Annotated in this window: 19 protein-coding genes and 1 tRNA gene; 10 read left to right on the top strand and 10 right to left on the bottom strand. The window is 62.6% G+C overall.

What is annotated here, in order from left to right; translation table 11 throughout:
- Positions 1 to 129: 129 nt before the first annotated feature.
- Positions 130 to 1,827, bottom strand: a complete 1,698-nt coding sequence (locus tag ACZ9EJ_RS16080; RefSeq protein WP_046639808.1) for a long-chain fatty acid--CoA ligase — start codon at positions 1,825 to 1,827, stop codon at positions 130 to 132.
- 275 nt (positions 1,828 to 2,102) lie between these two features.
- On the opposite strand from ACZ9EJ_RS16080, the gene ACZ9EJ_RS16075 reads away from it, so the two are divergent.
- Both ACZ9EJ_RS16075 and ACZ9EJ_RS16070 read left to right on the top strand, forming a co-directional pair.
- Positions 2,103 to 2,495 carry a PRC-barrel domain-containing protein gene (locus tag ACZ9EJ_RS16075; protein ID WP_037079326.1) on the top strand — a complete coding sequence of 131 codons (393 nt, stop codon included), beginning with the start codon at positions 2,103 to 2,105 and terminating at the stop codon, positions 2,493 to 2,495.
- Between the two features lie 98 nt (positions 2,496 to 2,593).
- Positions 2,594 to 3,706: a hypothetical protein gene (locus ACZ9EJ_RS16070; RefSeq protein ID WP_046639809.1), complete on the top strand. Its 1,113-nt coding sequence runs from the start codon at positions 2,594 to 2,596 to the stop codon at positions 3,704 to 3,706.
- A gap of 20 nt (positions 3,707 to 3,726) precedes the next feature.
- Here the strand turns inward: ACZ9EJ_RS16070 and nadE are convergent, their stop codons facing one another.
- Genes nadE through ACZ9EJ_RS16055 form a run of 3 tightly spaced genes read right to left on the bottom strand, consistent with a single transcriptional unit; the run spans position 3,727 to position 6,540 of the window.
- Complete coding sequence (gene nadE / locus ACZ9EJ_RS16065; protein WP_046628058.1) at positions 3,727 to 4,725, bottom strand: NAD(+) synthase; 999 nt, start codon at positions 4,723 to 4,725, stop codon at positions 3,727 to 3,729.
- Complete coding sequence (locus ACZ9EJ_RS16060) at positions 4,722 to 6,275, bottom strand: class I adenylate-forming enzyme family protein (protein WP_046639810.1); 1,554 nt, start codon at positions 6,273 to 6,275, stop codon at positions 4,722 to 4,724. The genes nadE and ACZ9EJ_RS16060 overlap by 4 nt, the downstream gene beginning before the upstream one ends.
- Positions 6,276 to 6,285: 10 nt before the next feature.
- Positions 6,286 to 6,540: an acyl carrier protein gene (locus ACZ9EJ_RS16055; protein WP_046628063.1), complete on the bottom strand. Its 255-nt coding sequence runs from the start codon at positions 6,538 to 6,540 to the stop codon at positions 6,286 to 6,288.
- Between the two features lie 159 nt (positions 6,541 to 6,699).
- On the opposite strand from ACZ9EJ_RS16055, the gene xth reads away from it, so the two are divergent.
- Entirely contained in the window at positions 6,700 to 7,473 is a 774-nt protein-coding gene (gene xth, locus ACZ9EJ_RS16050; RefSeq protein WP_046628065.1) for an exodeoxyribonuclease III, read from the top strand.
- Here the strand turns inward: xth and ACZ9EJ_RS16045 are convergent.
- A complete protein-coding gene (locus ACZ9EJ_RS16045) occupies positions 7,470 to 8,309 on the bottom strand; it encodes a GNAT family N-acetyltransferase (protein WP_046628067.1) in 840 nt (279 codons plus the stop codon). The two genes, xth and ACZ9EJ_RS16045, sit on opposite strands and share 4 nt — an antisense overlap.
- A 24-nt stretch (positions 8,310 to 8,333) precedes the next feature.
- The gene (locus ACZ9EJ_RS16040; RefSeq protein ID WP_046628069.1) at positions 8,334 to 9,284 is read right to left on the bottom strand and encodes a D-2-hydroxyacid dehydrogenase; all 951 of its coding nucleotides are present in this window, start codon (positions 9,282 to 9,284) and stop codon (positions 8,334 to 8,336) included.
- Between the two features lie 127 nt (positions 9,285 to 9,411).
- Here ACZ9EJ_RS16040 and ACZ9EJ_RS16035 point away from each other — a divergent pair, with 127 nt between their 5' ends.
- A complete protein-coding gene (locus ACZ9EJ_RS16035; protein ID WP_046639811.1) occupies positions 9,412 to 10,524 on the top strand; it encodes an NAD(P)/FAD-dependent oxidoreductase in 1,113 nt (370 codons plus the stop codon).
- Between the two features lie 171 nt (positions 10,525 to 10,695).
- On the opposite strand, the gene ACZ9EJ_RS16030 is transcribed toward ACZ9EJ_RS16035, so the two are convergent.
- Positions 10,696 to 11,622, bottom strand: coding sequence for a dihydrodipicolinate synthase family protein (locus ACZ9EJ_RS16030; protein WP_046639812.1), 927 nt, complete (start codon positions 11,620 to 11,622; stop codon positions 10,696 to 10,698).
- Positions 11,622 to 12,326, bottom strand: coding sequence for a ribonuclease activity regulator RraA (locus ACZ9EJ_RS16025; RefSeq protein WP_046628075.1), 705 nt, complete (start codon positions 12,324 to 12,326; stop codon positions 11,622 to 11,624). Before ACZ9EJ_RS16025 ends, ACZ9EJ_RS16030 begins: the two co-directional genes overlap by 1 nt.
- A gap of 163 nt (positions 12,327 to 12,489) precedes the next feature.
- Here ACZ9EJ_RS16025 and ACZ9EJ_RS16020 point away from each other — a divergent pair, with 163 nt between their 5' ends.
- The 6 genes from ACZ9EJ_RS16020 (at position 12,490) to ACZ9EJ_RS15995 (ending at position 16,416) form a co-directional block, all read left to right on the top strand.
- The gene (locus ACZ9EJ_RS16020; protein ID WP_080954026.1) at positions 12,490 to 13,521 is read left to right on the top strand and encodes a uroporphyrinogen decarboxylase family protein; all 1,032 of its coding nucleotides are present in this window, start codon (positions 12,490 to 12,492) and stop codon (positions 13,519 to 13,521) included.
- 236 nt (positions 13,522 to 13,757) lie between these two features.
- On the top strand, positions 13,758 to 14,465 hold the full coding sequence (locus ACZ9EJ_RS16015; protein ID WP_046639813.1) for an alpha/beta fold hydrolase: 708 nt from the start codon (positions 13,758 to 13,760) through the stop codon (positions 14,463 to 14,465).
- Positions 14,462 to 14,815, top strand: coding sequence for an extradiol ring-cleavage dioxygenase (locus ACZ9EJ_RS16010; RefSeq protein ID WP_046639814.1), 354 nt, complete (start codon positions 14,462 to 14,464; stop codon positions 14,813 to 14,815). The genes ACZ9EJ_RS16015 and ACZ9EJ_RS16010 overlap by 4 nt, the downstream gene beginning before the upstream one ends.
- On the top strand, positions 14,808 to 15,650 hold the full coding sequence (locus tag ACZ9EJ_RS16005; RefSeq protein WP_046639815.1) for a class III extradiol dioxygenase family protein: 843 nt from the start codon (positions 14,808 to 14,810) through the stop codon (positions 15,648 to 15,650). The genes ACZ9EJ_RS16010 and ACZ9EJ_RS16005 overlap by 8 nt, the downstream gene beginning before the upstream one ends.
- Complete coding sequence (locus tag ACZ9EJ_RS16000; RefSeq protein WP_251089861.1) at positions 15,640 to 15,981, top strand: YciI family protein; 342 nt, start codon at positions 15,640 to 15,642, stop codon at positions 15,979 to 15,981. The genes ACZ9EJ_RS16005 and ACZ9EJ_RS16000 overlap by 11 nt, the downstream gene beginning before the upstream one ends.
- A gap of 180 nt (positions 15,982 to 16,161) precedes the next feature.
- The gene (locus ACZ9EJ_RS15995) at positions 16,162 to 16,416 is read left to right on the top strand and encodes a DUF6074 family protein (RefSeq protein ID WP_046639817.1); all 255 of its coding nucleotides are present in this window, start codon (positions 16,162 to 16,164) and stop codon (positions 16,414 to 16,416) included.
- Between the two features lie 66 nt (positions 16,417 to 16,482).
- Here ACZ9EJ_RS15995 and ACZ9EJ_RS15990 read toward each other — a convergent pair.
- Together ACZ9EJ_RS15990 and ACZ9EJ_RS15985 are read right to left on the bottom strand one after the other, a co-directional pair.
- Positions 16,483 to 16,558 (bottom strand) — tRNA-Thr (locus ACZ9EJ_RS15990).
- A 130-nt stretch (positions 16,559 to 16,688) separates the two neighbouring features.
- Positions 16,689 to 17,645 carry an NAD(P)H-dependent flavin oxidoreductase gene (locus ACZ9EJ_RS15985; RefSeq protein WP_046639818.1) on the bottom strand — a complete coding sequence of 319 codons (957 nt, stop codon included), beginning with the start codon at positions 17,643 to 17,645 and terminating at the stop codon, positions 16,689 to 16,691.
- Positions 17,646 to 17,774: the final 129 nt, after the last annotated feature.

The following is a 17,774-nucleotide window of genomic DNA, read 5'->3' as shown; positions in this document are numbered from 1 at the left end:
CCAACATGCTTTGACCAGCCCCCCCGGAAAGGGCTAATCAATGACTGCCGCGTCGTCCACCGCTAACGGAAGGATTCGGCTTTGTGACATACGCTTGGTCGTCGTCTGTCGCAGCGTTGCAACGGTAGGTTAGCCGCGCAGCTCCCGCCGCAGGATCTTGCCGACATTGGATTTCGGCAGCTCGGTGCGGAATTCGATGAAGCGCGGGCGCTTGTAGCCGGTCAGGCTGGCCACGCAATGGGCCTTGAGGTCCGCCTCCGTCAGGTTGGGATCCTTCTTGACCACGAAAAGCTTCACCGCCTCGCCGGAATGTTCGTCCGGCACGCCGATCGCCGCACATTCCAGCACGCCGGGATGGGTTGCGACGACCTCCTCGACTTCGTTCGGATAGACGTTGAAGCCTGAGACGAGGATCATGTCCTTCTTTCGATCGACGATCTTCGTGTAGCCCTGACGGTCCATGTAGCCCATGTCGCCGGTCCGGAAATAGCCGTCTGCCGTCATGACCTTGGCCGTTTCGTCCGGTCGGTTCCAGTAGCCAGCCATCACCTGCGGGCCGCGGATGCAGATCTCGCCGACATCGCCGAGTTCCACCTCGGAATCGTCGTCGTTACGGATCGAGATTTCCGTGGACGAGATGGGAAGCCCGATCATGCCGCTGAATTCGGTGGCGTCGAGCCGGTTGGCGGTGGCGACCGGCGAGGTTTCCGACAGGCCGTAACCCTCGGTGATCTGGCAATGGGTCATTTTCAGCCAGCGTTCGGCGACCGGCCGCTGCACCGACATGCCGCCACCGAAAACGAGGATCATCGAGGAGAAATCCAGCTTCTGGAAGTCCGGATTGTTCATCAGCGCATTGAACAGCGTGTTGAGCCCGGGGAAGACGTGGATCTTGTACTTCTGCAGTTCCTTGACGAAGGCCGGAATGTCGCGCGGATTGGCGATCAGGATATTGTGGCTGCCGGTCGCAACCCCCATCAGCGAATTCACCGTCAGCGCGAAGATATGATAGAGCGGCAGGGCGCAGACGAACTGGATCTGCTCCGGGCGCGGTTTGTCGAGGAAGGCGGTTTCCAGCCACAGGCCCATCTGTTCCTTGTTGGCGAGCAGGTTGGCATGGGTGAGGATTGCGCCCTTGGAAACGCCGGTCGTGCCGCCGGTATATTGCAGGAAGGCGATATCGCGAGGCGAGACCTCGACCGGGTTCATCGTCTGTCGGGCGCCTTCGGCGATCACCTGCTTGAAGCTTCGTGCCGATGGCAGCGACCATTCCGGCACCAGCTTCTTCACCTTGCGCACGACCAGATTGACGATGTGGCCCTTCAGGCCGAGCATGTCGCCCATCGTGGCGACAACCACCTGCTTGATCTCCGTCTGGGGCAAAGCCTGCTGCACGGTATGGGCAAAGTTCTCAAGAACGAAAATCGTCTTGGCGCCGGCATCTTTCAGCTGGTAGGCCAGTTCTCGCGGGGTGTAGAGCGGGTTGACGTTGACGACCACCATGCCGACCCGAAGGATGCCGTATACGATAACCGGGTTCTGCAGAATGTTCGGCAGCATCACCGCCACGCGGTCGCCCTTGACGAGGCCCTGGGCCTGCAGCCAGGCACCGATCTTGCGGCTTTCCGCTTCGAGCTGACGGAAGGTCAGCGACTTGCCCATGCTCGAAAAGGCCGGGCGGTCCGCATACCGAGCGCAGCTGTCCTCGAAGAGGCCTCCGAGTGAATGATGCTGCAGCGGCGGGATCTCGGCCGGCACCGTCGGCGGATAGGAGGCGAGCCAGATCTTGGGTGGATTGGCACCGGTACGTGCGGTGACTTCGTTCATGCCGACCTCCTCTATCGTTCTTGTTGTTGTTCCGCGCTTTCCCGGCGCGTGCAAGTCAGGTCCTCCACCTTCCCCGCGAACAACAGATTATGCCATGCCGCGACAGCATCAAGCCATCCGCACAGATTTAAACAGCTATCTAACTTTGACGTAAACGTCAACGATAGCCTGAGGCTGACAACCGAGCGTATTTGGACCGAAGCCGGAACATCCGAAAGGGTCGGGCGTTTTCCAAGCGTAACAAAATGCATGAGGAATCACAAAGGAGGCGCACAATGTTGCATCACGAACCACGAGCCGGACAGGACCCCTATGTCAAGGACACTCCGTCGCTGATCGCCAGCGATAAGGTGGAAGGGACCAAGGTCTATGGCGCCGACGGCAAGCATATCGGCTCTATCGCCCGCGTGCTTCTCGAAAAGCGCGGCGGCCGCGTCGGATATGCGGTCCTGAGCTTCGGTGGCTTTCTCGGCATCGGCGACGACTATTACCCGCTCCCTTGGGAAAAGCTTCGCTACGACGAAGAGCTCGACGGTTATCGCATCGACCTGACCAAGGACCAGATCACCGGCGCCCCGCGTTACCGCGATCTGAACGACGATACGTGGTACAACGACAAGGGCCGGACGATCTACGACTATTACGGCGTTCCGCCGTACTGGATGTAAGCGTTCCGTCAACGGAATTCCGGAGGCTCCGCGTTGCGGGGCCTCTTTTCGTTTATTTAATTCTCCTGATGCAAGGTCCTCGCGACAAGGGGATGGCTATGACGGGAAAGACGGAAGCGGGCACGGTCCGCGATTTCGAGCGCGGCGATATCGAGGCTGTGGCGCAGCTTTTCCAGGAGACGTTTCGCAAATCGAATGCGCCGTCGCCCTCATTGATAGCCTATCTGGAAGAAGCCTTTTTCGATCATCCCTGGGCGGAGCCGGATATTCGGTCCAAGGTGTTCGAGAAGGGGGATGGAGGGGTCTCCGGTTTCATCGGCGTCTTTCCGTCCCGGCTGGAGCTTGATGGCCGGCCGCTTCGCGCCGCCTTTGCCGGCTCGATGATGGTCCAGAACCCGAAGGAAAATCCACTCGCCGGCGCACGGCTGCTGCGCTCCTTCCTCGCTGGCCCGCAGGATATCTCGCTGACCGAAACCGCCAACTCCACGGCGCTCGGCATGTGGCAGAAGGCTGGCCATGTGCTAGATCCCGGTTACAGCATGAATTGGCTGCGCATCCTGCGTCCCGCTTCCGCGGCGGTCGAGGTGCTGGCCAGGCGGCTGGGTCCCGCGGCCCTCCTGCGCCCCTTCGGCCGGATTGCCGACCGCGGCTCGGCTCTCGTCCGTATGACGCCTCTTCGTCCGGCCGAGCGCAGCGCCTCGAAAATCACCTTCCGCGACGCCACCCGCGAGGAGTTCGGCACGGCGCTTCTGACACTTGCCTCGAACTATGCCCTTCGCCCGCGCTGGGATGATCGGTCGTTGGCGTGGTTCGTGGATCAAGCGGAAAACAAGCGGAATTTGGGCTATCCGGAATGGCGCGTCGGCTTCTCTGCCGACGGGCGAGCGGTTGCGGCCTACGTGTATTTCGCCGGTCCCGGCGAGATCGGCTGGTTGCTGCAGGCATTGTCGGCGCCGAACGCGGCCGCGGAAATGGTCGACGACCTGTTTGCCCATGCTTACGAGATGGGATGTTCCGGCATACGCGGCGGCGGGCATCCATGGCTGATCCCGACGCTGATGAGCCGCAAGACCATTTTCTACGGCCGCTCGTTCTTTGTCGCGCAGGCGCGCGACAAGAGCCTGCTGGAGCCGATCAGGTCCGGCCAGGCGCTGATCAGCGGCCTTGCCGGGGAAGGCTGGACGCGCCTGATCGGCGACCGGTTCGACTGAGCTTTCTTAGCCGAGCCCACTTAACCGAGCATAGTCACCGGCTCGGCATGCAGATATTCAGCCACCTTCCGCTTCGAGGCGATATTGCGCCAGACGGCGTCCACCTCGTCCGGCGTCAGCCCGGCGGCGTCGCCGACTTCTTCCCGCGCAATCCCGTTGTCGAGCCCGTAGAGGCAGAGGTCCATGCGATCATAGGGAAGCGAGAAGTAATACTCGTCCTGGCCCTGCGGCAGCGACCATGTGTCCGTCGTCGGTGGGCGCCGGCGAATGTCGGCGGGCACGCCGAGTGCTTCGGCAAGCTGGTAGACCTGGCTCTTGTAGAGATGCGCGATCGGCTTGAAGTCCGCAGCGCCATCGCCGTTCTTCACGAAAAAGCCCTGATCGTATTCGAGCCGGTTCGGCGTGCCGGCGACGGCAAAGTTCAGCCGGTCGGCGTGGTAATATTCGATCTGCTTGCGGGTGCGCTGTTTCATGTTGGCGGCCGCGATCATGCCGAGATAGACCTCGAGCGGCATGCGGTGGCGGCTCTGTTCGCCGGCCGGATTGGCGACAACAAGCCAGGAAATATTGTAGCCGCGGCCGGTCAGCGCATTTTCCAGCACCACCTTGCAGCCCCAGCCTTCGCCAAATTCCGGAACGATCTGGCGGATGAAACCGTCGCGGCGGGTATAACATCCGGCCGCGGCAAGCGCCGGACCGATATCTTCGAGAACGGTTTCGACACCGACCGCTTCTGCAAGCGCCTTGCCGAGCTTCAGGCTGTCCGGATCGGAATCATGTTCCGGCATGAAGATGCCAGTCACCTTGCCCGGACCGAGCGCGCGGGCGCAAAGGGCGGCGGTGACGCTGGAATCGATGCCCCCGGACAAGCCCAGCACGGCGCCGCGCTTGCGCAAGTCCTTCAGCACCGTCTCCCGCAACCAGCCGCAGATGCGCTCGATCTCGGCCTCCGCATCGAGCTTCAGGGTTTCAGCCGAGAATTTCCCCGCCCTTTGGGCCTGCTTCAGGCTCTGGATCATGCGACATTCCCCCGTGTGACTGTGTTTGTTTCGTCCGCGCCGAGCCGGATCTTGCCGGTCGTCGTGCGTGGCAGTGCGTCGCGGAACTCGACGCTTTTCGGCACCATGTAATCTTCAAGCAACTGAGCACAGTGGCGGATGATTTCCCGCTCGGTAAGCGTCACGCCGTCCTCCACCACCACATAGGCGCGGACGACCTGGCCGAAGATCGGGTCGTCGATGCCGCCAACCGCCGCTTCCCTGATGCCGGGCAAGGCATAGAGCGCGCGCTCGACCTCCTGTGGACTGACCTTTTCGCCGCGTGTCTTGATGATGTCGTCGCGCCGGCTGACGAAATAGAGAAAGCCGTCCGCATCCGCATGGAAGAGATCTCCGGTGTGCAGGCGCCTGCCGCCCGCAACCGGCGAAAGTGCCCGTACCGAGGTCAGGCCGTTGGCCCAGTAACCGGACATCACATGCGGCCCTTCGACAACGAGTTCACCGATCGTGCCCGGAGGAACGGGACGTCCGTCCTCATCGATCACGAAAGCACTGGTTCCGGGAATGGCGCGGCCGACAGAAAGCGGCCGGCGGGAAACCTCCTCAGGCGGCAGATAGGTGGCGCGCAGGCATTCGGTCTGGCCGTACATCAGGAAAAGCCGGGTGTCGGGAAAAAGCTGCTGCAACCGCTCGGAAAGGGCCGGCGGCATGGCTGCGGCGGCGCTGGTGATAGTGCGCAGATGCGGCAGGAAACCCGGCTCCAGGTCCTTCATGCCGGTAATCAGGGCGGCCATCGGCGGCACGAGCGGGAAACCCGTCGCCTTTACCTCCGCCAGCCGTTCGAGGATCTTCCGCGGAAAGGCGAAGCTCTTTTCGAGAACCAGCGTGCCGCCAGCCATCACCATCGTCACCACCTGCGTGATGCCGTAGCCGAAGGACAGCGGCAGGACGCTGAGCACGACGTCCTCGGCCGTATTGCCGAGATAGGTGACGATCGCCTCGCAGGCGGCGCCAACGTTGGCGTGGGTGAGCATCACGCCCTTCGGTTGGCCGGTTGAACCGGAGGTATGCAGCAGCAGCGCCAGCGCTTCGATGTCTTCGAAGTCCCTGAGCGGAACGGAAACCTCACCGCTGACCAGATTTTCGAACCGCATTCCACGACCGAGATCGTCGCCGGCATCCGCCTGGACGACGACCGTCAGCGGCTGCATCTTCGTTCTGGCGATGGCCGCATCCACGGTTGCCCGCTGGCGGGCATGGGTGATCACCGCGGCGGCCTCGGTACTGTTTAGAATGACAGAGAGCTTTTCCGCCTTGATTGACGGATAAAGCGGGCAGGGCACGGCGCCGGCCTTCCAGAGGCCGAAGAAGCTGACGACAGCCTCGTGTCCGTTTTCCAGCACCATCAGCACCCTGTCACCCGGCTTGATGCCGTCGCGGGCAAGGCTTTCGGCGAGCCGATCGGACGAGGCGTCGAGCTCCGCGTAGGTCAGCCGGATATCGCCTGCGATCAGCGCGGGCTTGGGGCCGAACCGTCTGGCGCTGTCGCGCAGCCTTGCCTCGATGCGCACCGGCGCAGCCTCAGGCCGCAGCCAGCTTGGTCGACAGGTAGCTCGTCATGTTGTCGATGCTGTCGAGGTTTTCCGGAACGATTTCCTCGTCGGCGACGGTAATGCCGTAGGTCTGCTCCAGGAAGGCGATCAGTTCGAGCACGCCGGTGGAATCGATCACGCCGCTTTCGAGCAGCGACTGGTTGTTGGAAACCTGCGCGTCGGCGCGGAAAAGAAAATTCTCCGCGATGAATTCGCGCACGCTATTTTCGATTGCTTCCGCCATCGACGGCCTCTCCACAAATAGTTTTTGCCCGCGCGGACGGGGCGCGGTCGATTGAAGAGGCATCTTCCGGACTATCCCTGAACGTTTTGCTAATTTGTAAAACGCTTTTGTTCACAAGCTTAACCGCATCCAAATGCCGGCCTCGGCGTTGGTGCTTCCATGAAGATCGCGACCTTCAATGTGAACGGCGTCAACGGTCGCCTCGACCTGCTCCTCGAATGGCTTGAGGAGGCCACGCCGGATGTCGTCTGCCTGCAGGAGCTGAAGGCGCCGCAGCAGAAGTTTCCGGCCAGTTCACTCGAAAAAGCGGGCTACGGCGCAATCTGGCATGGCCAGAAGAGCTGGAACGGCGTCGCCATCCTTGCCCGCGGTGCCGATCCGATCGAAACGCGCCGTGGCCTGCCGGGCGATCCCGAAGATCTTCACAGCCGCTATATAGAAGCCGCCGTGCGGGGCGTGCTGGTCGGATGCCTCTATGCCCCGAACGGCAATCCCGCCCCCGGCCCGAAATTCGCCTACAAGCTTGCCTGGTACGAGCGGTTTTCGACCCACGCCCAGGCGCTTCTGGATACGGGTGCGCCCATCGTCCTTGCCGGGGACTATAACGTCATGCCGACAGATCTCGATGTCTACAAACCGGAACGCTGGCGGGATGACGCACTGTTCCGGCCGGAGGTACGAGAGGCCTTTTCCCGGCTGCAGGAGCAAGGCTGGACAGATGCAATCCGCAGGCTGCACCCGGGCGAGCGCATCTATACGTTCTGGGATTATTTCCGGAATGCGTGGGGCCGCGATGCGGGATTGCGGCTCGACCACCTGTTGCTCAGCCCCTCGATCGCGGACCGGCTGGAGGCGGCCGGCGTCGATCGCCATGTCCGCGGCCGCGAACATGCCAGCGACCATGCGCCGACCTGGATCGAACTCGCCGACTAGACCAGATCGATCGCCATCTCCGACTGGGTGAGGCTACTTTTCCGCCAGCTGATCCGCCGCATGAAGCGGTCGAGCAGACCCTCCGGCACGTTTTCGATGATGAACAGCCTGCGGCCCGGATAACGGGCGGCGAGGGCATCGGTCAGCGACCGGCCAAACCCCTGCCGGCGATGGGCGGGATCGACTGCGAGACCGAAGAGCCGGATGTCCTTGCCCGTATCATCCAGAAGCACGGCAGCCTTGCCGTCGAGCGCGAACCCTTTCAGCGGCGGCCCGGATTTCTGGAAACTGCGGGGATCTGTCTGCCAGGTGAGATCGGCGTCCGCGAACCTCGCGAGCATCCCGGCAGCCGTCCCGAGCTCGCATTCCTCCGCCGGCGCCACATCAGGCGCGGCAAGCTTGCGGCTGCGGCCGAAGCCCACGAGTTTACGGGTATTCACAAAGCCGAGCGACAGATAGAGATCGCGCGCCCGCTCATTGGTGTTGATCACTTCGAGGATGAGTTTTCGGTCGCCGCGCGCCTTCGCGGCCTCGATCGCATCCAGCATCACGCTGCGCCCAACACCCTTGCCGCGGATCGTCGGCCCCATGCCGATCGCGCCGACCCGCGAGAGATCGCCCCGCCGGCCAATCAGCAGAATGCCCGCCGGTTTTTCGCCGTCGAAATAGACCAGGCTCTCATCGAGGTCGACATGATCGCGCTCGATGCGCAACTGCAGCGACGGGACCGTCACGTTCATCGGCACCACATAGCCGGAAAAACCGGTGGTGAAGCCTTCAACCGCATCTTCCAGTGTGCATTCCGAGAGGCGGCGACGGGAAATGGCGGATGTCATGACTTGTCTCCCAAGTGTGCCACCTCAGAGCACGTTGGACGGCGAACCCTTTTCGAAATTCTCTACATGGGTGATGACCTGCGCCCAAAGCGTCTGCATCGCCTCGTCGCTCGCCCAGGCCACATGCGGGGTGAGGATGAAGTTCGGCCGTTCCAGGATCGTCAGCAGCGGATTGTCCGGTGCCGGCGGTTCCTTGGTCAGCACGTCGAAACCGGCGCCGCCGATAAGTCCTTCGTTCAGCGCGGTCACCAGATCCGCCTCGTTCACCAGTCCGCCGCGGGCGGTGTTGATGATCAGCGGATGCCGCTTCATCTTTCTGAACTCGGCAAGGCCGATGAGGTCGCGGGTCGCCGGTGTCAGCGGCATGTGGAAGGTGATGATATCGGCGGTTTCCAGCACCTCGTCGAAGGCGGTGTAGCCGGGCTCGACCTTGTCCGCATCTTTCCGGGCTGCGAAGATGACCTTCATGCCAAAAGCTTCGGCGATCTTCGCCACCGACTTGCCGAGGGTGCCGCGGCCGAAAATGCCGAGCGTCGAACCGGCCAGATCCTTGATCGGGTGGTTGAAGAAACAGAACTGGTTGGCGCGTTGCCATTCGCCGGCGATCACGTCCTGGCGGAAACCGACGATCGAACGGCGAAGCGCGAAGATCAGGCCGAACGTGTGCTCCGGCACGGTGTTGACCGCATAACCGCGCACGTTGGAGACGGTGATCCCGCGCTCCTTGGCGAAGGCGAGGTCGATTACGTCGTAACCGGTGGCGGCGACCGTAATCATCTTCAGCTTCGGGGCATTGGCGATCGACTGCTCGCGCACCGGTGCCTTGTTGGTGATGACGATATCCGCGTCGGCGATGCGGGCGGCCACATCCTCCGGTGCCGTCTTGCCGTATTCGACCCATTCATGCGCAAAGGCGGGCCGGGCGATCGTCACCGAAGGGCCGATCGTGTCGCGGTCCAGAAACACGACCTTCATCGCGAAAATTCCTGCATGATTTGAAACTCCTCCCAATCGAATCCATGGCGGCCGAAGCGCTGGCCGCGATGGATTTCTCGTATATCATCCCGCCTGTCATCCGGAAGGCCAAAGTGCGGAGAATGTCATGAGTGAGGTGCTGGCGCTCGATTGCGTCGTCATCGGCGGCGGCGTGGTGGGGCTGGCGGTGGCCCGCGAAATGGCAATCGCCGGGCGCGAGGTGGTCGTGTTGGAGGCGGAGCCGATGACCGGCAGCATCACCTCTTCCCGCAACAGCGAAGTCATCCACGCCGGGCTTTATTACCCGACCGGCAGCCTCAAGGCGGAACTCTGCGTCGCCGGCAAAGAGAAGCTCTACGAATATTGCCGTGATCGCCACATCCCGTACAAAAGATGCGGCAAGCTGGTCGTCGCCTCGAACGAGGCCGAAGTAGCCTATCTCGAAAAACTGCTGAAACAGACGGAAGCCAACGGCGTCGACGATTGCCGGCTGATCGACAGCGCCGAACTTGCTCACCTCGAGCCGCAGATCGCGGGCTTTGCCGCGCTGGTCTCCCCCTCGACAGGCATCGTCGACAGCCATCGCCTGATGGAAGCCTATATCGCCGATATCGAAGCCCCTGGCGGCGGCATCGTGCTGAACTCGCCGGTCCTCGGTGGCGAGCTTCTGACTGATACCGTGCGGCTATCGGTCGGCGGTCGCGATCCCGTGGAGATCGAGGCGAAACTGGTGGTGAATGCAGCCGGGTTGAGTGCCTGGGCGATTTCCGAGGGCATGATCGGCCTCGACCGGAAAACATTGCCCCAGCGTCACTATGCAAAAGGCTGTTACTTCTCACTGATCGGCCGCGCGCCGGCGGAGCGGCTGATCTACCCGGTGCCGGAGCCCGGCGGGCTTGGCGTTCACCTGACACTCGATCTCGCGGGCCAGGCTCGTTTCGGCCCGGATGTCGAATGGGTGGAGACGATCGACTACGATATCGATCCCCGCCGCGCCGACAAGTTTTATGGAGCGATCCGCCGCTACTGGCCAAATCTGCCGGACGGCGCCCTGCAGCCGGCCTATTCGGGCATGCGGCCGAAAGTCGTCGGTCCGAATGGGGGAGGGGGTGGCGACTTCGTTATTCAGGGGCCCGAAACGACCGGCCACCCGGCCTACGCCGCGCTTTACGGCATCGAAAGTCCGGGGCTGACGTCTTCGATGGCGATCGCGGAGAGGGTTCGGCGGCTTGTTTCATAACGCTCAGAGCAAGTTGCCCCCTCACCCTACCTCCGCTTCGCTCGGCCACCCTCTCCCCAAGGGGGGAGGAGGAGCGGAGACGTTGCGGCAAATTCCCTCTTCTCCCCAGCGGGGAGAAGGTGGCCGGAAGGGTCGGATGAGGGGGCACTCGCCGTCGCCAATGACATCGTCTCAAAACGCCGCGCGCTTGTCCTTCTTCGCGAGACGAGTGAGCAGATAGTCAACTTCCGCCTTTGCAACGGGGCTCAGCATCTGGGCCGGCTTGCGTTGTGCATCCGAGGTAATGACGCCGCGCCGTTTCAGCACGTGCTTGCGGATCGCGAGACCGATGCCGGCCTGCTGCTCGTAGCGGATCAACGGCAGATGTGCATCGAACAGGTCATGTGCCTCGTCGCGTTTTCCCGCGGCGAAGAGACCGACCAGTTCTGTCAGCATGTCCGGGAAACCGTAACCGGTCATCGCGCCGTCGGCGCCGCGTTCCGGTTCGAAATCGAGGAACATGCCGCCATTGCCGCAGAGGATCGAGAAGGGACGCAGTTCGCCGGCCTTCTGCATGGCGCGCAGCTTCGAGACCTTTTCCAGCCCCGGCCAGTCCTCGTGCTTCAGCATCAGGCAGGAGGGATGGTTGGTGATGATCCTGGCGATCACGCCCGGCGACATCACCACGGTCAGCGTCAGCGGATAATCCTGCAGCACCCACGGTACGTCTTCCCCGACCGCTTCGACGGCGCCGGCGAAATAGTTGACGATCTGGTCGTCGGTGCGCAGGACCGGCGTCGGCGCAATCATCACGCCGGCGGCCCCCATGTCCATCGCATCGCGAGCGAGCGAACGCATGCCGGCAAAGCCCGGCGCCGAGACGCCGACGATGATCGGCACTTTTGCCCGTGAGACGACGCGCTTGATGATGGCGCGGCTTTCGTCCGGCTCCATCTTCGGCGCTTCGCCCATGATCCCGAGAATGGTGATCCCGGTGCAGCCGCTCTCTTCATAAAAATCCGTCAGCCGGTCGATCGAGGCAAAATCGATCGAGCCGTTTTCGAAGAATGGCGTGGTGGCGATGGCGTAGACGCCTTTGGTCTCAATCCCGAAAGTCATTATTGGGCGTCCTTCCAGGCCTGGTAGCGTGCCTTTGTTTCTGCATTCATCGGATAGAGGCCGGGCAGCGGCACGCCGCGGTCCACTTCGGTCATGATCCAGCCTTCCATGCGTTCCTGTTCCGGCGCTTCGGCGACGACCGCGTCGAGCAGCTTGGCCGGGATCAGCACCGCGCCGTCATCATCCACGACGATAATATCATCCGGGAAAACGGCAACGCCGCCGCAGGAGATCGGCTCCTGCCAGCCGACGAAGGTGAGGCCGGCGACCGAAGGCGGAGCGGCGATACCGTCGCACCAGACCTTCATGCCGCTGCCAAGCACGCCTTCGGCATCACGCATCACGCCGTCGGTGACAAGTGCCGCCACGCCGCGCTTCATCATCCGGGAGCAGAGGATGTCGCCGAAAATGCCGGCATCGGTGACGCCGAGCGCATCCGCGACCGCGACGCAGCCTTCCGGCATCGCCTCGATCGCGGCGCGGGTGGAGATCGGCGAAGCCCAGCTTTCCGGGGTCGCCAGATCCTCGCGGGCAGGCACGAAGCGCAGCGTGAAGGCCGGCCCGACGACGCGGCCCTGGCCCGGCCTCAGCGGCTTGGTGCCGCGCATCCAGACATTGCGCAGCCCCTTTTTCAAAAGCACCGTGGTCAGCGTGGCGGTGGAGACGCCCTTCAGCGTCTCGATGATCTTGGGGTCCAGCGGCATGAATTCTCCTTGGGAATCTTGAATGCCCCCTTCGCAGACGGCGGGCGATATTCGGTTGCGACTTCTCGTTCGTCAAGGAACTAACGCCCCTGTCGTCATTGACACGATGGCCGTCTGTCGAGGTATAACGTCTTTCAACACTGACACATGGGAGGATGAGACAGTGCTTTTTCCAACGACACTCGTCGGCAGTTATCCGCAGCCGGAATGGCTGATCGACCGCGCCAAGCTTGCGGGCCGTTTCCCGCCGCGCGTCCGCGCCAGGGAGCTCTGGCGCATCCCCCAGGAATACCTCGCCGAGGCACAGAATGACGCGACGATCATGGCGATCAAGGCGCAGGAGGAGGCCGGCCTCGACATTATCACCGATGGCGAAATCCGCCGCGAGAGCTATTCCAACCGCTTCGCGACCGCGCTCGAAGGTGTCGATCTCGACAATCCGGGCTCGGCGCTCGATCGTTCCGGGCACCCGAACCCCGTTCCGCGCATTACCGGCAAGATCCGCCGCAAGCACGCGGTCGAGGCTGAGGACGTGAAATTCCTGCGCAGCCACACGGACCGCAAGATCAAGATCACCGTTCCCGGCCCCTTCACCATGTCGCAGCAGGCCCAGAACGATTTCTACAAGTCGGAAGAAGAAGCCGCCTACGACTACGCCGACGCGGTGAACGCCGAGATCCGGGATCTCTTCGCCGCAGGCGCCGACGTGGTGCAGATCGACGAGCCTTACATGCAGGCCCGGCCGCAGAAGGCGGAACAGTATGGTCTCGCAGCGCTCAACCGCGCGCTTGACGGCGTCAAGGGTACGACGGCCGTGCATATCTGCTTCGGTTATGCGGCGATCATCCACGAGCGGCCGTCAGGTTATTCCTTCCTGACCCAGCTTTCGGGCTGCTCCTGCCATCAGGTGTCGCTCGAAACCGCGCAATCGAACCTCGATTGCTCGACGCTGACCGGCCTTTCCGGCAAGACCCTGATGCTCGGCGTCATCGACCTGTCGGACATGAATGTCGAGACCCCGGAAACCGTCGCGGACCGCATCCGACGGGCGCTGCCTTATGTCGAGGCGAAGAACATCATCGTCGCGCCGGATTGCGGCATGAAATATCTGCCGCGTGACGTCGCCTTCGGCAAGATGAAGGCGATGGTCGAGGGCGCCAGGATCATGCGCCGGGAATTCGGTGAAGCCGCCTGATTTCCATTCGAGTGCCTGGGTAACGGGGGCGATTGCCGCGGCAGTCGCCCTTTTTTGCGGTCCGCGGCCGCGCGATTCGATAATTTGTATCCCAAATGCATAAGTTTTGGCGATTAATAGCTCCAAGTTCAGACTATTGTATCCCAAATAAAATCGATGTATACATTGGGCCAGAGGATTTCGGCTTGCGGTTCGGGTATCCGCCCGCGCGGCACGGCTGGCCCGATAGGAAGATCATGACGACCCTTGTTCTCATACCCGGGCTTGTATCGGACTCGATGGTCTGGGCGCCCTTGGCGGAAGCGGCTTGCGGCTCCATGCCGGTTCATCACGCCGATCTTTTCGAGGGTACATCGATTGCCGGCATGGCTCGGAAGCTTCTCGACGATGTGGCGGGCGATGTCGTTGCCGCCGGCCACTCGATGGGCGGGCGCGTCGCCCTGGAAATGGCGCGCATGGCGCCGGACCGGGTCCGTGGTCTCGTGCTGGCCAACACCGGGCATCATCCCAAGCGCGAAGGCGAAGAGGTCAAGCGGCAGCAGATGATCGATCTCGGCAACCGCAGCATCGAGGAACTGGCGCAGCAATGGCTGCCGCCGATGCTCGACCCAGCCCGGGTTGGTGACAGGCAACTGATCGGACGCCTCCACGCAATGGTCCTCAGGGCAGGCTCGCAGGTCCATGAGCGCCACATTCGCGCCCTCATCGGCCGCCCGGACGCCAGCGCCTATATCGCCGATCTTGGCTGCCCCATCCTGCTTGTCGCGGCCCGCCAGGATGGCTGGAGCCCGATCGCCCAGCATCAGGAAATCGCCGACGCAGCGCCGGATGCGGAGCTCGTCATCATCGAAAATGCGGGGCACTTCGCTCCCGTGGAACGGCCCGTGGAAACGACCGCCGCCATCACCGAATGGCTGGCGCGCAGATTTGGAGAATCCCAATGAGTGAAGCAGCAGCTACGATACCGGATACCCCCCTCTTCGACCGGGCAGGCTCGATCCGCGGCTACCGGATCAACAAGATGGCGATGGCGCTTGGCCAGCCCGCCAACCGCGCCGCCTTCAAGGCCGACGAAGAAGCCTATCTCGATAGTTTTGGCCTGAACGCCCACGAAAAGTCGGCGGTCATGGGCCGCGACTGGCACGAGATGGTGCGCCTCGGCGGCAATCTCTTCTTCATCCTGAAGATTTCGGCGGTCGATCCGACCCCGATCACCAGGATCGGTGCGGCCCAGGCCAGCATGGAACACGAAGACTTTCTGCATCTGAGACTGGGAAAAAAGCGCAATGGCTAAGATCATCGGCGGGCTTGGAACGAGCCACGTTCCCTCGATCGGCGCGGCACTCGACAAGGGGCTGCGCGACACGCCGGACTGGAAGCCGTTCTTCGACGGTTACGAAGTCGGCAAGCAGTGGATGCGGGACGCCAAGCCCGATATCGCCGTCGTCGTCTTCAACGATCACGGCAATACCTTCTTCCTCGACCGCGTGCCGACTTTTGCCGTTGGCGTCGCCGAAACCTACAATCCGGTCGACGAAGGCTGGGGCCCGCGCGCCATCCCGGCATTCGAGGGTGCGGTGGATTTCTCCTGGCATTTCGTCGACAAGCTGGTCGAGCGTCATTTCGACCCGATGGTCTGCCGCGAGATCGAGGTGGATCACGGCCTGCAGGTGCCGATGGAGCTGTTCTTCGGCCGGCCGGACGCCTGGCCGGTGAAGGTCCTGCCGATCTGGGTCAATACCATCCAGTATCCGATCCCGACGCCGCAGCGCTGCTGGGATATGGGCACGGTCCTGCGCGAAGCGATCGAGAGCTGGCCGGGCGACGAACGCGTCGTCATTCTCGGCACCGGCGGCCTGTCGCACCAGCTGCAGGGTGCTCGCGCCGGTTTTATCAACCAGGCCGCCGACCGCGCCTGGCTTGACGGCATCGCCAACAATCCGGAACCCTATCGCGCCATGAGCCGCGAGGACTACGTGGAACAGTTCGGCTCCGAAGGCGCCGAGCTGATCATGTGGCTTGTCATGCGTGCCGCGATGAACAGCGACGTCAACCTCATCCACAAACACTACCACGCCCCGGCTTCGATGACCGGCGCCGGCATGGTCGTGTTGGAAAATGCGGCCTGATCCGATGTTCTTCCTGATGCGCTGCCTGCACCATGAAGGCCAGGACGCCGCCCGCGATACCCACCGCCCGTCACACCGGGCCTGGGTCCAGTCGGGCGGAGAAGGCCTCGCCGCCGTGCTGATCGGCTCCGCCCTCGTTGACGAAGGCGGTTCGTCGATCGGCAATTTCGGTATTATCGAGGCCACGAGCCTTGTGGAGGCGCAGGCCTTTGCCGAGGGCGATCCCTTCAATCGCGCCGGCATTGTCGCGGCGATCGAGCTGACGCAGCTGCCGGACACGTTCCAGGCGGCTCGGATCAGCGACCCGATGACCCCGCGCAAGAATAGCTAACACCGTCCTTTCGGAAGCCAGCAACAGAAAGGCGACGCCATCCATGTCAGGAAGGCGCCGCCTTTTGTCGTTCCGCTCAACGCCCGGGAAAAGATGGCAGCAGCCGTTCAGTCTTTGTGAAGGACTGGCAGCCAATGTGTTGCAATTCCTGGGCGATTCGCCCGACAGTACGGAGAGTACATGACGCTGCTGCAATTCCCCGCCGATCGGCGCACCGCTGACGTTAAACGTTGCGCCGAAGCGCTTCTGCGGCTTCACGGCGAACAGGCGAACCGTTTCTGGCGATCGGAAATGGCCGGTTTCGCGGCAGCTCTCAGAGCCCAGGGCGTGGCAGACGAGGAAATTTCCCACCAGGCCGGCCTGTTCATGCACGCCGTCCAGATGCAGCTGCAGGACATTTGCATCGACGACGGGACGAACCTGGCCGCAGGTTGATCCGCTCCAGCCGCTGATCCGGCGAATGTCGGCGGTGTGTGCTCTGTCCGAATGCTGATTGATAAGTGGTGCCGCTTGCAGGACTCGAACCTGCGACCCCATCATTACGAATGATGTGCTCTACCACCTGAGCTAAAGCGGCACGGGCAGCGGCCGGTTTTGCCGGGGCTGCGAGTGATGCGGCTGATACAGGCAATGACCTGCGATTTCAAGCCGGGTTTTTGGCTTCTCGACGATTTTCCTGAAAAGACGGTTGTTATCCAGCCGTCAGTTCAAATTGCGAGGCGCTCGCGCGCCGTCCGGTATTCGTTTTCCAGCCGCTCGACGAGTTCGGCGACCGGAACCACCGCCTTGACCGCGCCGACGCCCTGGCCTGCCCCCCAGATCTCCTTCCAGGCCTTCGGCCCGCTGACCGCCTGGTCGAAATCCATCTTGGACGGGTCGGCAACCGGAAGGGCGTCCGGGTCCATGCCGGTGGCGGTGATAGAACCCCTGAGGTAGTTGCCGTGGATGCCGGTGAAATAGTTGGAGTAGACGACGTCGGCGGCGTTCGAATCGACGATCATCTGCTTGTAGCCATCGACGGCGCGCGCCTCCTTCGTGGCGATGAAGGGCGAGCCGATATAGGCCATGTCGGCGCCCATGGCTTGCGCGGCAAGGATGCCGCCGCCGGTGGCGATCGCGCCGGCCAGCAGCAACGGCCCGTCGAACCATTCACGGATTTCCTGCACCAGCGCGAAAGGCGACAGCGTGCCGGCATGCCCGCCGGCGCCGGCAGCCACCGCGATCAGCCCGTCGGCTCCCTTGCGGATCGCCGAATTGGCGTGGCGGTTGTTGATAATGTCGTGCAGCACGATGCCGCCATAGGAATGCACGGCGGCATTTACCTCCGGCACTGCCCCCAGCGAGGAAATGACAATCGGCACCTTGTACTTCACGCACATCATCAGGTCGTGCTCCAGGCGCTTGTTGGAGGTATGGACGATCTGGTTGACGGCGAAGGGGGCTGCCGGCCTTTCGGGGTTGGCTGCGTCGTAGGCAGCGAGATCCTCGGTGATCATGGCCAGCCACTCGTCGAGTTGGCTTTCCGGCCGCGCATTGAGCGCCGGGAAGGCGCCGACGACGCCGGCCTTGCATTGCGCCAGCGTCAGTTCCGGATGGGAAATGATGAACAGCGGCGACGCGACCACGGGCAGGCGGAGCCTGTCCTTGAGGACTGCTGGAAGCATGGATCAAAAACCTCCCGATTGACCTTTACGCAAACGTAAATCCGTCTACCAGATCGCGGGAGCCTCGAAAAGCCGGGGGAAAGATTTTTGGAAGCAGATCTCCGCGACGACCGGCGAAGTCTCCCGACA

It is taken from the genome of Neorhizobium sp. USDA 3394 (genome assembly GCF_056280385.1).
The sequence above is the reverse complement of the archived record's forward strand: the minus strand, read 5'-3'. Positions and strand labels throughout refer to the sequence as shown.

Bases quoted from the DNA above. Each gene is read 5' to 3' on its own strand.
- ACZ9EJ_RS16080 (WP_046639808.1), bottom strand. From the start codon at position 1,827: ATGAACGAAGTCACCGCACGTACCGGTGCCAATCCACCCAAGATCTGG.
- ACZ9EJ_RS16075 (WP_037079326.1), top strand. From the start codon at position 2,103: ATGTTGCATCACGAACCACGAGCCGGACAGGACCCCTATGTCAAGGAC.
- ACZ9EJ_RS16070 (WP_046639809.1), top strand. From the start codon at position 2,594: ATGACGGGAAAGACGGAAGCGGGCACGGTCCGCGATTTCGAGCGCGGC.
- nadE (WP_046628058.1), bottom strand. From the start codon at position 4,725: ATGATCCAGAGCCTGAAGCAGGCCCAAAGGGCGGGGAAATTCTCGGCT.
- ACZ9EJ_RS16055 (WP_046628063.1), bottom strand. From the start codon at position 6,540: ATGGCGGAAGCAATCGAAAATAGCGTGCGCGAATTCATCGCGGAGAAT.
- xth (WP_046628065.1), top strand. From the start codon at position 6,700: ATGAAGATCGCGACCTTCAATGTGAACGGCGTCAACGGTCGCCTCGAC.
- ACZ9EJ_RS16045 (WP_046628067.1), bottom strand. From the start codon at position 8,309: ATGACATCCGCCATTTCCCGTCGCCGCCTCTCGGAATGCACACTGGAA.
- ACZ9EJ_RS16040 (WP_046628069.1), bottom strand. From the start codon at position 9,284: ATGAAGGTCGTGTTTCTGGACCGCGACACGATCGGCCCTTCGGTGACG.
- ACZ9EJ_RS16035 (WP_046639811.1), top strand. From the start codon at position 9,412: ATGAGTGAGGTGCTGGCGCTCGATTGCGTCGTCATCGGCGGCGGCGTG.
- ACZ9EJ_RS16030 (WP_046639812.1), bottom strand. From the start codon at position 11,622: ATGACTTTCGGGATTGAGACCAAAGGCGTCTACGCCATCGCCACCACG.
- ACZ9EJ_RS16025 (WP_046628075.1), bottom strand. From the start codon at position 12,326: ATGCCGCTGGACCCCAAGATCATCGAGACGCTGAAGGGCGTCTCCACC.
- ACZ9EJ_RS16015 (WP_046639813.1), top strand. From the start codon at position 13,758: ATGACGACCCTTGTTCTCATACCCGGGCTTGTATCGGACTCGATGGTC.
- ACZ9EJ_RS16010 (WP_046639814.1), top strand. From the start codon at position 14,462: ATGAGTGAAGCAGCAGCTACGATACCGGATACCCCCCTCTTCGACCGG.
- ACZ9EJ_RS16005 (WP_046639815.1), top strand. From the start codon at position 14,808: ATGGCTAAGATCATCGGCGGGCTTGGAACGAGCCACGTTCCCTCGATC.
- ACZ9EJ_RS16000 (WP_251089861.1), top strand. From the start codon at position 15,640: ATGCGGCCTGATCCGATGTTCTTCCTGATGCGCTGCCTGCACCATGAA.
- ACZ9EJ_RS15995 (WP_046639817.1), top strand. From the start codon at position 16,162: ATGACGCTGCTGCAATTCCCCGCCGATCGGCGCACCGCTGACGTTAAA.
- ACZ9EJ_RS15985 (WP_046639818.1), bottom strand. From the start codon at position 17,645: ATGCTTCCAGCAGTCCTCAAGGACAGGCTCCGCCTGCCCGTGGTCGCG.